Origin of the sequence: Streptomyces cylindrosporus, from assembly GCF_022698165.1 — a bacterium.
Taxonomy (GTDB): Bacteria; Actinomycetota; Actinomycetes; order Streptomycetales; family Streptomycetaceae; genus Streptomyces; species Streptomyces cylindrosporus.
In genome coordinates, this window is record NZ_JALDAY010000005.1 from 93,485 (window position 1) to 109,111 (window position 15,627).

At 71.7% G+C, this 15,627-nt stretch carries 12 protein-coding genes; 8 read left to right on the forward strand and 4 right to left on the reverse strand.

Annotation, left to right across the window (positions count from 1 at the left end):
• Positions 1-49 precede the first annotated feature (49 nt).
• Positions 50-595 (forward strand): hypothetical protein, encoded by a 546-nt coding sequence (locus MQP27_RS16770; protein ID WP_242765983.1) that lies wholly within the window; start codon positions 50-52, stop codon positions 593-595.
• On the opposite strand, the gene MQP27_RS16775 is transcribed toward MQP27_RS16770, so the two are convergent.
• On the reverse strand, positions 592-1,950 hold the full coding sequence (locus tag MQP27_RS16775) for a M14 family metallopeptidase (protein WP_242765984.1): 1,359 nt from the start codon (positions 1,948-1,950) through the stop codon (positions 592-594). The genes MQP27_RS16770 and MQP27_RS16775 overlap by 4 nt on opposite strands.
• 271 nt (positions 1,951-2,221) lie before the next feature.
• On the opposite strand from MQP27_RS16775, the gene MQP27_RS16780 reads away from it, so the two are divergent.
• The 3 genes from MQP27_RS16780 (at position 2,222) to MQP27_RS16790 (ending at position 6,829) form a co-directional block, all read left to right on the forward strand.
• Positions 2,222-4,615, forward strand: coding sequence for an ATP-binding protein (locus MQP27_RS16780; RefSeq protein ID WP_242765985.1), 2,394 nt, complete (start codon positions 2,222-2,224; stop codon positions 4,613-4,615).
• 741 nt (positions 4,616-5,356) lie between these two features.
• Positions 5,357-6,265 (forward strand): anti-sigma factor RsbA family regulatory protein, encoded by a 909-nt coding sequence (locus MQP27_RS16785; RefSeq protein WP_242765986.1) that lies wholly within the window; start codon positions 5,357-5,359, stop codon positions 6,263-6,265.
• A gap of 78 nt (positions 6,266-6,343) precedes the next feature.
• Complete coding sequence (locus MQP27_RS16790) at positions 6,344-6,829, forward strand: ATP-binding protein (RefSeq protein ID WP_242765987.1); 486 nt, start codon at positions 6,344-6,346, stop codon at positions 6,827-6,829.
• A 60-nt stretch (positions 6,830-6,889) separates the two neighbouring features.
• Here MQP27_RS16790 and MQP27_RS16795 read toward each other — a convergent pair whose 3' ends face one another.
• Positions 6,890-8,149 (reverse strand): hypothetical protein, encoded by a 1,260-nt coding sequence (locus MQP27_RS16795; RefSeq protein ID WP_242765988.1) that lies wholly within the window; start codon positions 8,147-8,149, stop codon positions 6,890-6,892.
• A gap of 77 nt (positions 8,150-8,226) precedes the next feature.
• Positions 8,227-8,733, reverse strand: a complete 507-nt coding sequence (locus MQP27_RS16800; protein WP_242765989.1) for a SigE family RNA polymerase sigma factor — start codon at positions 8,731-8,733, stop codon at positions 8,227-8,229.
• 144 nt (positions 8,734-8,877) lie between these two features.
• Between MQP27_RS16800 and MQP27_RS16805 the strand changes: the two genes are divergently transcribed.
• A complete protein-coding gene (locus tag MQP27_RS16805) occupies positions 8,878-10,770 on the forward strand; it encodes a hypothetical protein (RefSeq protein WP_242765990.1) in 1,893 nt (630 codons plus the stop codon).
• Here MQP27_RS16805 and MQP27_RS16810 read toward each other — a convergent pair whose 3' ends face one another.
• Positions 10,771-12,462, reverse strand: a complete 1,692-nt coding sequence (locus tag MQP27_RS16810) for a chitinase (protein ID WP_242765991.1) — start codon at positions 12,460-12,462, stop codon at positions 10,771-10,773.
• Positions 12,463-12,706: 244 nt separating this feature from the next.
• Between MQP27_RS16810 and MQP27_RS16815 the strand changes: the two genes are divergently transcribed.
• The 3 genes from MQP27_RS16815 (at position 12,707) to MQP27_RS16825 (ending at position 15,622) form a co-directional block, all read left to right on the forward strand.
• Positions 12,707-13,570 carry a hypothetical protein gene (locus MQP27_RS16815; RefSeq protein ID WP_372511210.1) on the forward strand — a complete coding sequence of 288 codons (864 nt, stop codon included), beginning with the start codon at positions 12,707-12,709 and terminating at the stop codon, positions 13,568-13,570.
• Positions 13,571-13,642: 72 nt separating this feature from the next.
• Positions 13,643-14,350, forward strand: a complete 708-nt coding sequence (cpaB, locus tag MQP27_RS16820) for a Flp pilus assembly protein CpaB (RefSeq protein ID WP_242765992.1) — start codon at positions 13,643-13,645, stop codon at positions 14,348-14,350.
• A 9-nt stretch (positions 14,351-14,359) separates the two neighbouring features.
• On the forward strand, positions 14,360-15,622 hold the full coding sequence (locus MQP27_RS16825; protein ID WP_242765993.1) for a CpaE/TadZ family protein: 1,263 nt from the start codon (positions 14,360-14,362) through the stop codon (positions 15,620-15,622).
• The last annotated feature ends 5 nt before the right edge of the window (positions 15,623-15,627 follow it).

The following is a 15,627-nucleotide window of genomic DNA, read 5'->3' on the forward strand; positions in this document are numbered from 1 at the left end:
GTAGGGGCTGGCTGTGTCCGACACAGGATCGTCGACCATACTGCCCGCTGTGGAGCAGCGCATAGGTTCGAGCAGCCAGCCCCTGAAGGGCGAGCCCGTGAAGGGTGCCGGGTTCGACCCGGCCTTCATTCCCGGGCTCACCTCACCCGTGTCCGAGGAGCCGGAGGACACGAAGCCGGAGGACGAGGCCACCGAGGAGGACGTCGAGGAGGCGGAGGACGCCGAGGAGACGGAAGAGGCCGAGGCCGCTGAGCCCGAGGCCTCCGACGACGACTCCGACGACGACTCCGAGGCCCCCGAAGGGCCCGTCTTCGAGGCCTCCGACCGGCGCGCGAGGATCGTCGCCGATCGCGACGGCGTCCGTCTCACCCTCGACGACCAGGCCTGCGAGTTCCGCTGGGACGAGATCGGCGCGGTGGAGACGGAGTCCCCCCGCTTCGGCAAGCGTTTCACCATCACGGTCCACACTCCTGACCGCCGCTGGTACCCGATCGAGATCGAGGCGACGGCCAGGGCCCGCTTCAGCGAGTGGGAGAACGAGTTGGACGCGGTACTCGACGCCTACTTCGAAGAAGACGCCGAGGGCGCCGACTAGCTGCAGTACTGGGCGGCCTTCCCGATCGACCGGTACATACAGTCCGCGTTCTCCAGCAACTGCAACACCGCGTCCCGGTTCCGGGAGGTCTCCCGCTCGATCACCTCGTCGGGCGGGTAGAACCCGCCCCCGGAGCTCGACGTCGGATACATCTCGAAGGTGTACGAGAAGATCTTCTGCGTACCCCAGAGATAGTCGTCGATCGACCCGTCCGTGATGTACAGGTCACTGGACTGCTCGGCCGTGTACCCGTTGCTCGCGGCCATCTTCTGCCCCACGGCCTTGAACGCGGCCGCGTCGTCCGCGGTCATCCCGGTCGCCGTGTCCGAGTACGTGTACCCGAACGGCCACAACACCAGCTCGCTGTACGTGTGGAAGTCGATCCCCGCGGTGATCTGCTGCTTGCCGCCCACCACCCGGCTCCGCACGAAGTCGGCGACGACCTTCACCTCGGGCGCGGACTCGGCGGCGGCACCCCGGTACGTCTCCGAGGAGGTGGACCCCGAAGAGCCCCCGCAGCAGCCCCACTTGTAGTTCCAGTTGCGGTTCAGGTCCGTACCGACGTACGAGGACCCGGAGTTGGGCTGCCGGTTCTTCCGCCAGGAGCGGTACGAGCCCGTCGCGATGTCGTACTCCCCGCCGTCGGGGTTGAGGTCCGGCACGATCCAGATCTCGCGGCCGTTCACCATGTCGGTGATCCGGGAGTCGGTCCCGTACCCGGCCCCGAGCTCCCGCAGCAGGTACAGCGCCATCTCCACGGTGAGATGCTCGCGCGCGTGCTGGTGGAAGGTGAAGAGGACCTCCGGCTCGTTCTCGTCCGTCGCCACGTTGTCGCTGACCTTGATGGCCACGATGTCCCGGCCCTGGTACGACTTGCCGATCACCCGCTTGCTCATGATGTTCGGGTAGGCGGCCAGCCGCTGGTCGATCTCCGTGTTCATCTCGGCGTAGTTGTGGTACTTCGAGTCGGCCGAGGGGAAGTCGTAGAGCCGTAGGTCGCCCGCGCCGGACGAGCGGTCCGGGGCCGCGCCCGACAGCGACACGTCGTAGCCCTGCCGGCGCAGTTCCGCGATCTGCGCGGCCCGCCCCGAGACGACCACCGTCTCCTCGTCGGCCTCGTCCACGGTGACCCCGGCCGCCGCGATCGCGGTCCGCGTCACGGGCGTGTTGTGGTCGACGTGGATCTCGTACTGCCGGACGTCGTCGGCGGACGGCGCGGTCGGGCGCGCGCTGTCCGCGGAGGCGTGGCCGGCGGTGGCCGAGACCGGTGCCGCGAGGGCGAGGGCGAGGAGGCCGGCGAGGGCGGCGCCGCGTCTGCCGCCGCGGGTGCCCGAGCCTCGTATCCGAAGTCGCATGAAGTCTCCTTGTTTCTCCAGGGATTCCGGGGTCTCCGGAAGTGGGGAGTGGAGCTGGGGGGTGGTTCGTTCGTGCGACGTGCAGTGCGGGTGACGCCCATGGTCAGGGAATGGCATGAACAGGTCAAGAAGGTAAACCGGCCGCGTAGTGTACGCGCGACCGCCTCCCCCGCACCCACCTCCGGCAAAGGTCACTCGCCCGTGTGAGCGGCACGTGCATATATGCCGGGTGCGGAGGAGAGTTGGATTCCGTTGCCAGGGGAGGCTGATCATGGGCGGATCAGCGCCGCGACGGGACCGTCATCTGCCGGTCGAGACCACGAGTTTCGTCGACCGGCGCGGCGAACAGACCGAAGGCCGGGAACTGCTCGCCAGGGCACGCCTGGTCACGCTGACCGGACCGGGCGGCGTCGGCAAGACGCGTCTCGCCATGCGCATCGCGGCCCGCGTCGAGCGCACCTTCCCGGACGGCGTGCGCTTCGTACAGCTGGCCGGGCTGCACGACCCGGCGCTCGTCCCGGTCGCCGCCGCCGACGCGCTCGGCCTGCACGACCACTCCCGCCAGCCCCCGCTGGACGCCCTGGTCGAACAGGTACGGGACCGCAAGCTGCTCCTCGTCATCGACAACTGCGAGCACCTGCTCCAGGCCTGCGCCGACCTGGCCGCCGCCCTGCTGCGCGGCACCACCGGCGTCCGCGTCCTCGCCACCAGCCGCCACCGCCTGGGCCTGACCGAGGAACACCTGCTGGAGGTACGGCCGTTACCCGTCCCCGACCCGGACGGCGACCTCGGAGCCTGTCCGAGCGCCGCCGACGGCTACCCGGCCCTCGCCCTGTTCGCCGACCGGGCCGCGGCCGTCGTCCCCGGCTTCGAGCTGACCGCCGCCAACCGCGCCGCCGTGGCCCGGCTGTGCCGCCGCCTCGACGGCCTCCCGCTCGCCATCGAACTGGCCGCCGTCCGCATGCGCGTCCTCGGCGTCGAACAGCTCCTGGAGCGCCTCGACGACCGCTACCGCCTTCTCACCGGCGGTTCCAGCGTCGCCCTGCCCCGCCACCAGACGCTGCGCGCCGCCGTCGACTGGAGCTACGAACTCTGCACCGAACAGGAGCAGTTGGTGTGGGCGCGGGCGTCCGTGCTGGCCGGCGGCTTCGACGCGGAGGCCGCCGAGGCGGTGTGCGCGGACGGCGAGCGCGGAGAGCCGGGGGTCTCCCCGGCCGGAGGCCGCGGGAGGGTCCGCTCGTACGAGGTGCTGGAAGCCGTCGCCGGGCTCGTCGACAAGTCCGTGCTGGCGCGGGAGGACGGGCCCGACGGGGTGCGCTACCGGCTGCTGGACACCCTGCGCCAGTACGGGCTCGACCGGCTGCGGCAGTGGGACGGCGAGGAGAGCGCGGCCCGGCGGCGGCAGCGGGACTGGATGCAGCGGCGGGCGGCCGGCTTCGAGCGGGCCTGGTTCGGGCCGGGGCAGCGGGAGGTCGTCGCCCGGCTGCGCGCCGACCGGGACAACCTCCGTGCCGCCCTCGACTTCAGCCTCACCGCCCCCGGCGAGGCCCTCGCCGGGCTGCGCCTCGCGGGCACCCTGTGGTTCTACTGGCATGCCTGCGGGGCGCCCCGGGAGGGCCGCTACTGGCTCGACCGGGCCCTGGCCGCCAGTCCCGGGCCCACCAGGGAGCGGGCCCGCGCCCTGTGGATCGTCGGGCTGCTCGCCGGCTCCGCGGAGGATCTCACCCTGGGGCTCGGGCGCGCCGAGGAAGGGCGGGTCCTGGCCCGTTCGCTCGGCGACGAGGCCGAGGTCGCGCACGCCGAGTACGTCATCGGCGTACTGCGCCTGTTCAACAACGACGTCCGCGGCGCCCTCGACCACTACCGGGCCACCGTCGCCCGCGGCCGCGTCCCCGGCCAGCACCTCAGCCTCGTCGGTCTCGACCAGGTCGAACTCGCCTGCGCCCTCAACTTCCTGGACGAACCCGACCAGGCCGCCGCCGTCTGCGCCCGCACCCGCCGGCTGTGCGAGGAGCACGGCGAGGAGTGGGTGCTCTCCTACGTACTGCGCCAACTCGCCCTCGCCCACGCCGTCAAGGAGGACTGGGAGGAGGCCGAACGGCATGCCCGCGACGCCCTGCGCCTCAAGCTCGCCGTGTCCGACGTCATCGGGATCGGCCTCACCCTCGACCTGCTCGCCCAGACCGCCGCCCGGCGCGGCGCGTTCGAGCGGGCGGCCGTCCTGCTCGGCGGCGCCGACCGCGTCTGGGCCGACGTCGACCGCTTCCGCTGGGGCTCGAAGGCCCTCGGCGCGACCCGCCGCGACAGCGAGGTGCGTGCCCGCGGCGCCATGGAGCCGACCGTCTTCGAGAAGGCGTACGAGTGCGGGGCCGCGCTTGGGATGGAAGGGGTCGTCGGATACGCCGTGGAAGCGGACACCGGCGCCCAACAGCAGCTCCCGGAGCCCGAACCCACCTCCGACGGCCGGGCGGGCGGCGGCGTCCGGCTCACCCGCCGCGAGACCGAGGTCGCCCAGCTCGTCGCCGAGGGCCTCGCCAACCAACAGATCGCCGACCGACTCGTCATCGCCCGCCGAACCGCCGAAGGCCATGTGGAACGCATCCTCAGCAAGCTCGGCTTCAGCAACCGCAGCCAGATCGCCACCTGGATAACGGCCCAACGCTGAACCGACCCGCCCCGCACTCCGCGGCGGAGGCCCGCACCCCTCCCCGCGACCGAGCCCACCCACGCCCTCCCATCGGAGAGCCGGATCGCGTCTTCCCGCGGGAGTCGGTGCCGCGTCTTCCTGCGGGGGAGTTGGTGTCGTGTCTTCCTGCGGGGAGTCGGCACCGCGTGTTCCCGCTGGGGCGTCCGTGCCGCGCTTTCCTGCGAAGGAGTCGGTGCCGCGTCTTCCTGCGGGGAGTCGGCACCGCGTGTTCCCGCTGGGGCGTCCGTGCCGCGCTTTCCTGCGGGGGAGTTGCTACCGCGTCTTCCCGCTGGGGAGTCGGAACCGCGCCTTCCCACGGAGGAGTCGGCGCTGAGCCTTCCCGTCGGGAGCCCTCGGTGCCGTGTCTTCCCGCGGGGGAGTCGGCACCGCGTCTTTCCGCGGGGGAGTCGGCACCGCGTCTTTCCGCGGGGGAGTCGGCACCGCGTCTTCCCGCGGGGGAGTCGGCACCGCGTCTTCCCGCGGAGGAGTCGGTGCCGCGCTTTCCCGCCGGGGAGTCGGAACCGCGTCTTCCCCCCCGGGGGAGTCGGTACCGCGCCTTCACACCGAGGAGCCGGCGCCGAGCCTTCCCGCAGGGAGCCGCCATCGCGCCCACCTGCCGGGGAGCCGCCACCGCGCCCTCCCGCCGGAGACGCCCCGCGCCCACCCGCCGGAGACGCCACCGCGCCCTCTGACCGGAGAGCCAGGATCACGGAGGATGTCATGACCGTTCAACCCGCCCCCCATGCCGCGCCGTTCGACCACCGCATGGCCGTATTCGGCGGCGATGACGAGTTCGTCGCCGTCGCCCTGCCCTTCCTCGCCGAAGGCCTCGGTGCGCACGGCGAACCCCCGCCCGTCGTCGTCGCCGCCCCCGACAAGCTGGAACTGCTGCGCGACGCCCTCGATACCGACGCCAAGGACGTGGGGCTCATGCCGCACACCGAGTGGTACACCGGCTCCGCCGCCAACGCCGTGGCCCAGGGCGCCGGTTATCTCGCCGCCCACGCCGGCCCCGGCGGCCGTATCCATCTCCTCATGGAACCCGAATGGGACGGCCGGGCCGGCCGGTCGGCCCGGGAGACCACCGAGTGGATCCGCTACGAGGCCCTCGCCAACCTCCTCTTCGCGCCGCTGGCCACGACCGTCCTGTGCGCCTACGACACCCGCACCGCCGGCACCGCCATCGTCGAGGCCGCCCGCCGCGCCCACCCCGACACCGGCGTGTACGAGGACCCGGTGCGGCTCACCGCCGAGCTGGACGCCGTACCGCTGGCGCCGCCCCCGCACGACGCCGAGCCGCTCGGCGAGCCGTACGCCGACGCCGTGCGCTCCCGGGCCGCCGCGCACGGGCTGTCCCGGGTGGACGCCGAGCTGTTCACCGAGGCCGTCACCGCCGCGGCCGCCGCGTACGGGCCGGTCACCGGAGCGCTGCTGTGGGGCGAGGCACCGGCCTGCGTCGTCGAACTGCGCCTGCCGCGCCGGGTCGACGACCCGCTGGCCGGCTTCGTGCCGCCCCCCGTCCCCGACCTCGAACCCGACCAGGGCCTGTGGTTCACCCGCCAGGTCTGCGCGTACGTCGACGTCCGCGACGACGCCCACGGGGCGACCGTACGGCTGCAGTTCGGGTAGCCCGTGGGTACGTACGCAGGTATGGATTCGGGTAGTCCTCCCCGTGCCCCGCACCCGCGGGGAGGCCAGTCTTCTCCCATGCTGCAACTTTCCGGGAGCCCCCGCCCGGACCACGACCCTCAGCACGCCGGCCACTTGAGTGTCGAGTACGACCCCCGTCCCACCGCCGTCCGGGAGGCCCGCGTGGAGGTTCGCAGACAGCTGGAGCGCTGGGGTCTGAGCGGGTGGGACGCGGCGGGGGACGGCGACCGGGCCGGCGGCGACCTGGTCGACGTGACCGAACTGCTGGTCAGCGAGCTGGTCACCAACGCCCTGCTGCACTCGCGCAGCCGCTTCCGGCTCACCCTGTCGGCCGCGCACGGCGTCCTGCGCTGCGAGGTGAGCGACTCGGGACGCCGTGTCCCGCGGGTGGTGGCGGCGGGTACCTCGGAGAACGGACGTGGAATGTTCCTGGTGGACGCTCTCGCGCTGCGCTGGGGCTGCCACCAGGACGGGCCGGGCAAGACCGTGTGGTTCGAGCTCGGCACCCGCGGACTGGACGGCTGCGGTCGGCGACAGCCGTAACGCTCCGCTGGGTTCGGCCGCTCGGGGTTCATCCAGGCGCCGGGCGGCCGTCACCTCCTCCTACGACCACCATTTGGGGCTCAGGGCGATCGCGCGGAGTTGTGCGATGGTCAGGGCCGGGGTGGCGCGGGTCGCCGCGGTGTCCTGGGCCCCGGAGTTGAAGGCGCTGACCACCACGCGCCGGCCGTCGCTGCGCATGGTGTCGACGGTCCACATCACGACCCCCGAACCGCCCTTGTCCCCGGGCCCCTTGCGCACGGCGACCTTCGTCCCGTCGGCCAGGGTCTCCGAGTCCGCGCCGAAGAGGTCCCCGGCCACGTCCGACATGTCGCCCTGCACATTGACCTGGACCAGGCTCTTGCCCTTGCCGTCGTCGAGGACCAGGTAACCGAAGCCGGGGTCGTCGCCGCTGTCGTCGCTGATGGCCTTGATCCCCCTCGGCAGCAGGGACTTGAGCGTGGTGCGCGCCGCCGCGGTGGACACCGGCGTGGACTCGCTCGGCTGCGTGCTCGGCCTCGCCGTGTCCTCGGGCATCGCGTCGATCGCGTCCCGCCAGGGCTTCGCTGCCGCGAGCTTCTTCAACTGACCCGCGGAGAGCGGCGGTTCGGCCCGCGTGGTCGGCGCGTCCTTCTCGGCCGCCGCGTTCCACTCGCTCACGCTGACGTGCTGCCCCTCAGGCGTCACGAGCTCGGCGTTCCACCACTTGGTGTCCACGCGGCGGTCCGGATACTCGTACCCCTGGAGCACCATCACCACCGAGCCGTCCGGCAGCCGGGTCCGGGTGCAGGCGTCGTAGTGGTAGTAGATCTTGCCCGGGCACTGGGTGACCTGCCGTGCCTCGTCACTGCCCGGCTCCACCCGCCCCAGGCTCACGCCGATCGCGGCGGCGCCCTTCCCGTCGTCGTACACGAGATGCACGTACGGCCCCGGCTCCTCGCTCGTGCCGCGTGCCTCCGCCTGGCTGAACTTGCCCTCGGGGAGCAGGCCTTCGAGCGTGCGGATCAGTTCGTCGCCGGAGACGGGGGAGGGGGCGCGGGTGGGGGTGGGCGCGGTGGCACTGGGACTGCTCGTGCCGACCGAGGACTCGTCCCGGTCCGGGGAGCCGCTCCCGGGCAGCAGCAGCGCGCCGCCCAGGCCGACGAGCGCGAGGGAGGCGGCCCCGCCCGCGACGGCGGCCCGGCGCCGCAGCAGCCGTCGGCGGCCCTTGAGCGCACCGGCCGTGACGAGCGCGGCCCGGTCGGTCTCGAAGACGGCGCCGGTGTCGCGCAGACCGGCGGAGAGCCGCTCCTCGAAGGGGTCGCTGTGCTGTTCGACGGGCATGACGGACCACCGTTTCGTGAAAGGGGATGGGACGAGCTTTCAGGGACGCGCTCTCAGGGACGCGCGAATTCGTCCTTTCAGGGACGCGCGTATTCGTCGAGGTCCTCGCCGAGCAGCTCCCGCAGCCGCCCCAGCGCCCGCACGCACCGCGTCCGCACGGCGGCCGAGCTGACGTGCATGACGTCGGCGGTCTCCTCGATCGACCGGTCCTCCCAGTAGCGCAGGACGATCACGGCCCGGTCCTTGGCGGGCAGCCGGGACAGGGCCTCCAGGAGGGTCAGCCGCAGGGACGGGTCACCTCCGTCGGCGGGCCGGTCGGGCAGTACGTCGGTGGCGCGCTCGGTGCTGGAGCGCCGCCGCTGATGCGCGAGGAAGGTCCGCGTCAGTACGGTCTGCGCGTACCCGGCGGGGTTGCCGACCCGCGACATCCGCCCCCAGCCGACGTACAGCCGCCCGAGGGTCTCCTGCACCAGGTCCTCGGCGAGATGCGTGTCCCCGGCGGTCAACAGGCAGGCGGAACGGTAGAGATGACCGGCGCGCACCGCCGCGAACTCCGCGTACTCGTCCGCGCGTGCCTGTCTCATACCGTTCCCCCAGTCCCCCGGCGCCGCCCTCACTTCATTGATGCGATGGGCCCGGGGAAATGTTTCATGCTCGGGGAAGATTCCCCGAAGCTTCGGAGAGTCTTCAGGAATCTTCGGGGAGTCTCCGGGGACAAGGGGGATCACATGGCGGACGACGACGGCCCGCCGGCCGGGTGGGACGAGGGCGAGTGCCGGATGTGGGAGGCCTACCGGCGCGGCGAGTGGTGCGAGGGGCTGCCGGAAGTGCGCGGGGCGGCCGTACGCCGCCTGCTGCTGACCGCGCCGCCACCACACCCCGGCCACCTCGCCCGGCTCCGGCTGCGGGGCGTGCGGATACGCGGGGAACTGGACCTGTCCGAGGCCGTGGTGCGCGGGGCGGTGCGGCTGCGGCGGTGCCGTTTCGACGAGGAACCGCGCCTGGAGGGAGCGCAGTTGGAGGCGCTCGAACTGGACGAGTGCCGGCTGCCCGGGCTGCGGGCCCACAGCGCCCGGACCGCCCGGGAGTTCAACGTCACCCGCTGCACGGTGGACGGCACACTCGACCTGCGCTCACTGACCGTCGGCACCCATCTCTCCCTCGAAGGCACGAAGGTCCGCCCCGGGCCCGGGGAAGCCGCCATCGACGCCCGGTCCGTCGCCGTGGACGAGTCCCTGTCCGCGACCGGTCTGGACTGCGCGGGCGGCTTCTACCTGAGCAACGCCCGCGTGCAGGACCTGCTCATACTCCGGGGAGCGACCATCAGCACCCCCAGGGGCAACCTCCAGATGTCCGAACTCACCGTCGGCGGCGGCCTGTACATGGGCCGCGGCTTCTCCTGCGCCGGCACGGTCAACCTCTGCGGCGCCTCGATCGGGGCGACGCTGGAACTGCTCGACGCCACCCTCACCGGCCCGGGTCTGGACGCGGGCGACCACGCCCTCCACCTCGGCTGCGCCCAGGTCGGCGGCGACATCCAGGCCGAGCGGGGACTCGTCGTCGACGGCCCGATCACCCTCGCTGACACGACCGTACGCGGCAGCGTCGTCCTCAGGGGCGCCCGCCTGAACCATCCTTCGGGTACGGCACTCACGGCGGCCCGCGCACACATCGGCGGCGACCTCGACTGCGGCGGCGGACTGTCGGCGCACGGCACCGTCGACCTGTGCGACGCCCGGATCGGCGGCTCGCTCGTGCTTGACGGCGCCGAACTGACCGCGCCCGACAGCAGCCCGACCGCCCTGAGCGCCCACGGCATCGACGTCGGAGGCGTCGCGCACTTCAGTCGCGGGTTCACCGTCCACGGCAAGGTCGGCATGAGCAACGCCACCGTCCGCAGCTCCCTGTCCTTCAAGGGGGCGATCCTGGACGCGGCCGTTGACGGGGAAGCCCTCGTCTGCCGCGGCACGACAGCCGCCGCACTGTTTCTCCAGTTCCAAGAGCCTCCCAGGGGCGGCGTCGACCTCAGCCGTACCAAGGCGGCACTGATCTGGGACGAGCCCGCCACCTGGCCCGCCTCCCTGATCCTGGACGGCACCGTCTACGACATCCTCCGGCCCACCCTGCACGCCGAGGAGCGCCTCCCGTGGCTCGCGCGTGACCCGCAGGGCTTCGCGCCCCAGCCCTACGAGCAACTGGCAAGTGTCTACCAACGCCACGGCCGGGACGCCGACGCCCGCACCGTCCTCGTCGCCAAGCAGCGCAGCCTGCGGCCGACCCTCGCGTTTCCCGCCCGGCTGTGGAGCCTGCTCCAGGACGCGACGGTCGGCTACGGATACCGCCCGCTGCGGGCGGTATGGCTGCTGCTGTGCCTGCTGGCCGTCGGCTCCGCGCTCTTCGCCACCTGGCACCCCCACCCCGTGGGCGGCGGCCCGTACCCCCGCTTCCAGCCGGTCATCTACACGCTCGACCTGCTGTTGCCGCTGGTCGACCTCGGCCAGGAGCGGGCGTACGAGCCGTCCGGGGCCATGCAGTGGGCGGGGATCGTACTCATCGGCACCGGCTGGCTGCTGGCCACCACCGTGGCGGCGGGTGCCGGCCGTGTGCTGCGCAGGAGCTGACTAGGGCAGGGCGTGCACGTGCGGCCCCACCGCGTTGGACCAGGCGCTTCCCGCCGCCGCGTCCCAGTTCGTCGACCAGGTCATCGCGCCGCGCAGGTCGGGATAGGTCTTCGACGGCTTGAAGGAACCGCAGTTGGTGCCCTTGGCCAGGCAGTCCAGGGCGTTGTTGACGACCGTCGGCGAGACGTAACCGCTGCCCGCGCCGCTCGTCGAGGCGGGCAGGCCGAGGCCCACCTGGGACGGGGAGAGGCCGCCCTCCAGCTGGATGCAGGCGAGGGCCGTCAGGAAGTCGACCGAGCCCTGCGAGTACACCTTGCCGTCGCAGCCCAGCATCGAACCGCTGTTGTAGTACTGCATGTTGACGACCGTGAGGATGTCCTTGATGTTCAGGGCCGTCTGGAAGTAGGCGTTGGACGTCGACTGCATGTCGATCGTCTGCGGGGCCATCGTGATGACGAGGGACGAGCCCGCCTTCGAGGACAGCGAGCGCAGGGCCTGCGACATGTAGGTCGCGTTGATGCCGTTCTCCAGGTCGATGTCGACGCCGTCGAAGCCGTACGTCTGCATCAGGGAGTAGACGGAGTTGGCGAAGTTCGTCGCCGAGGCCGAGTCGGTCACCGAGATCGTGCCGTTCTGGCCGCCCACCGAGACGATGACCTTCTTGCCGGCCGCCTGCTTCGCCTTGATGTCCGCCTTGAACTGGTCGACCGTGTAGCCGCCGAGACCGGCCGAGTCCAGGTTGAAGGTCACCGCGCCCGGCGTCGTCGTCGCGTCCGCGAAGGCCACGGCGATGATGTCGTACTGGGAGGAGACGTCCGAGATCTTCTGGACCGTGGCCCCGTTGTTGAAGTTCTGCCAGTAGCCGGTCACCGCGTGCTTCGGCACCGAACCCCCGCCGCCGGAGCTGCCGGAGGTCGTCGTCCCCGTCACCGCCGTCGACTTCGCCGACTCGCCGGCCGAGTTGGTCGCCGTGACCTGGAAGGAGTACGAGGTGGAGGCGGCGAGGCCGGTCAGGGTCGCCGAAGTGCCGGTCACCGCCGTGATCTTCGTACCGTCGCGGTAGACGTTGTAGCCGGTCGCGCCGGAGACCGCGCTCCAGGCCAGCGACACCGACGAGGACGTCGTACCGGAGACGGCGAGGCCGCTCGGTGTCGCCGGGACCGTCGGCAGCGGGTCGGTGCCGCCGCCTCCGTCGGGGCCGTACACCGAGATGTCGTCGGCGTAGTAGGCGGCCTGGCCGTACCAGCCGTGCGTGTAGACCGTCACCGAGGTCGTCGCGGACCCCGTGGTGAAGCTCGTCGTCAGCTGCTTCCAGGAGGTGGAGTCGGGTGTCCACGTCGACACGTCCGTGGTGCCCGTGCCGGTGACGCCCAGGAACGCGTAGCCGCCCTGCACCCACGCGCTCAGCGAGTACGTCGAGCTGGGCTTCACGGCCACGGTCTGGCTGCACTGCGCGCTGTCCTGCCCGGCCGGGGTGGCCTTCAGCGCGGCCGAGCCGCCGTGCACGGGGGAGGAGACCGTCGTACCGCTGCTCGCGGAACAGGTCCAGTTGCTCAGGCCGGACTCGAAACCGGCGTTCTTGGCGTTGTTGACGTCCGCTGCGGACGCCTGGCCCGCACCCAGGAAGGACAGGGCGAGGGCGGCGGTGACGGCTCCTGACCAGAGCCGGGCTGATCGTCTCTGAGGGGACATGACAATAAGTTGGTCCAGACCAATTCTCCTGTCAAGAGGTCCAGACCAAATTGGGGATCGGTAAGATGCTCAACCTGCCCCGATTTGGCGTGTCTTGTGAGTCGACAGTTCCCCATCAGCTACAGAAACGCTGTTCTCCGGTCATAGAGGCGTGGTTACAGTGCTCAGGTAGTCACGGAGTGAAGTCATCTCGGTGTACCGGAGTGACCCCGGTGGATCGACGGCGTAACACGGGGAGCCGCGCGTGCCAACTGCCATTGCCGTGACCAGTGCCGACATGGCGCTGCCGCCGCTGGACGAGCGGACCCTGCCCGCCGTCGTGCTGCGCGACCTCGACCGGCAGCCGCTCGACCAGGCGCTGTCCGCCGTCCAGACCCTCATCGACCAGTACGGCCATCTCGTCGTCGTGTGCTCGCAGGCCGCGCCGCCCGGGGTGGAGTGGCGGCTGCACACCATCCGCTCCCTGCTGGAGAGCGACCGTATCGCCCTGTTCCGTCCCGATCTGCCCCCGCTCGGACTCGCCGTCCTGGCCCGCCAGTTGAGGCAGCTCGCCTCCTGCGACCTCAGCCCCGGTGTCCTCGCCTCCGCGGGCCGGCTGCTCACCCACTACATCCACGCGGGCGCCCTGCTCGGCTCGGTCGCCCGGCTCGACCGCATCCCCGTCGGTCTCCGGTCGCACGCCAAGTCCTGGGTCCCGGGCAGCCAGTTCGCGGTGCTCGCGCACCCCGAGCCGCAGCTGGTGAAGCTCGGCCCGGGAGCGTCCCTGGCCGGACCGGAGTTCGGCACCTGGATGCTGGTCGCCAAGGGGCAGCTCCAGTCGGACTGGGTGACCGCCACGCTCGCCAAGCAGTGGAGCGCGCAGGGCCTCAGGGAGATCGCGCCGCCCGCCGAGTCCGCCGCCTGGTGGGGCACGAACAAGCTGGTCGAGTTCGCGGCCTTCCTGCCCGACCTCTCCGTCCTCTACCAGCTGGTGACCTCGGTCCGGCAGAGCAGCTGCCACTGGTGCGGCATCGACGTCATCGGCGACCGCTGCGTCTTCTGCTCCGCCACCGCACCCCTGGCCAACCCCCCGGTCAACAACGAACTCCCCGCCGGGAGAGGCTCCTGACCGCTCGCAGACGTACCCGCACGAAACCCCCCATCCGCTCGACCCATATCCCCCAATGAGGTTGTACGGTTCATGAACTCCCGTCAGCGCCGCGGCGTGCTCCTGCTGATCGTGTCGGTGATCTGCGCCATCGGCGCCTTCGCCGGCGTCCTGTCCGTCATCAGCGACGTGAAGTCCAAGGTCGGACCGGAGGTGACGGCGTACGAGATCAAGAGCGACATCCAGCCGTACACCAGCCTCAACTCGTCCCAGTTCGAGAAGACGAGGATGCCGAAGCGCTGGCTGTCGGCCACCGCGGTCACCGACCTGAACGCGATCCGCGACAAGGTCGCCGTGACGACCCTCAAGAAGGGCTCCCTGCTGCAGAGCGACATGATCGCCGATCAGCCCGCTCTGCAGCCCGGGCAGCAGGAGGTCGCCATCATGATCGATGCGGCGACCGGCGTCGCCGGCAAGATATCGCCGGACTCGCGGGTCAACGTCTACGCCACCTTCGAGGGACAGAAGGAGGGTGATCCCGACCTGTCCAAGATCATCGTAACGAACGCCCGGGTCCTGGACGTCGGCGACCTCAAGTCCCTCCAGCCCGACTCCGGTGACCGCACCTCCCAGGCCACCGAGGTCGTCCCCATCACCTTCGCGCTCTCCGCGCTCGACGCCCAGCGCCTCACCTACGCCGAGTCCTTCGCCAAGCGGGTCCGGCTCGCACTGGTTGCGCCGGGCGAGACCGGCAGCATCCCCGAGCAGGACCGCACGTACGAACTCTCCAAGGACAAGTGAGAGGCCGCCATGCCCACGAGGATCCTCCCGGCAGTCGGCGACGCGGACGCCGTACGGTCCATCACGACCCTGCTCAGCCAGCTCCCGGACGCCGAGCCGGTGACGCCGGTCGTGGACTCCACCCAGCTCGTGGACACCCTCGCGCGCCTGGCCGCCGAGTCGGTCGACGAACTGCCCGAGGTCGTCGTCGTCCACGAACGCATCGGCCCGGTCCCGGCCCTGGAGCTGATCCGCGAAGTCGCCCTGCGGTTCCCGGCCGTCGGCGTCATCCTCGTCACCTCCGACGCGAGCCCCGGCCTCTTCCAGGCGGCCATGGACTACGGCGCCCGCGGCCTGGTCGCCCTGCCGTTGAGTTACGAGGAGCTCGCGAGCCGCGTCCAGGCGGTCGCCCAGTGGTCGGTGGGCGTACGGCGGCACCTCGGCGCCGCCGCGGGCCTCGACGTGTTCACCGGCGTCGGCGGCACGGTCGTCACGGTGAGCGGCGCGAAGGGCGGGGTCGGCGCGACCCTCACCGCGATCCAACTGGCCCTCGCCGCGCAGGCCTCGGGCCGCAGCGCCGCCCTGGTCGACATGGACCTGCAGACCGGCGACGTGGCCTCCTACCTGGACGTCCAGTTCCGCCGCTCGGTCGTCGACCTGGCCGCCATCACGGACATCTCCCCACGCGTGCTCGCCGACGCGGTCTACCGGCACGACACCGGGGTCGCGCTGCTGCTCGCGCCGGGGGAGGGCGAGCGCGGCGAGGAGGTCACCGACCGGGCCGCCCGGCAGATCGTCAGCGCCCTGCGCTCCCGCTACGAGGTCGTGGTCGTCGACTGCGGGGCCCAGCTGAGCGGCGCGGGCGCGGCGGCCGTCGAGATGGCGGACCTGGCCCTGCTGGTCACCACCCCGGACGTGCTCGCCGTACGCGGCGCCAAACGGACCGTACGCATGTGGGACCGGCTCCAGATCCGCAAGGCGGAGGAGACCACGGTGGTCGTCAACCGTTTCTCCCGCGGCTCCGAGATCCAGCCCCCGCTGATTCAGAGGATCACCGGCACGGCGGTGGCCGCGACCGCGATCCCGGCGAATTTCAAGGAGTTGCAGGGCGCGGTCGACGCGGGCCGCATCCACGAACTGGACAACAAGGGCACGGTGAAGCAGGCCCTGTGGGGGCTGGCGGGGGAGCTGGGCCTGGTCAAGACGCCCGAGGGAGCGGTCCAGCGCGGCGGGCGGCTCCGCGGCGACCGCGGCGCGGTGAGCTTCCGGCGCCGACGGGAGCTGGGGCCGTGAGGGCG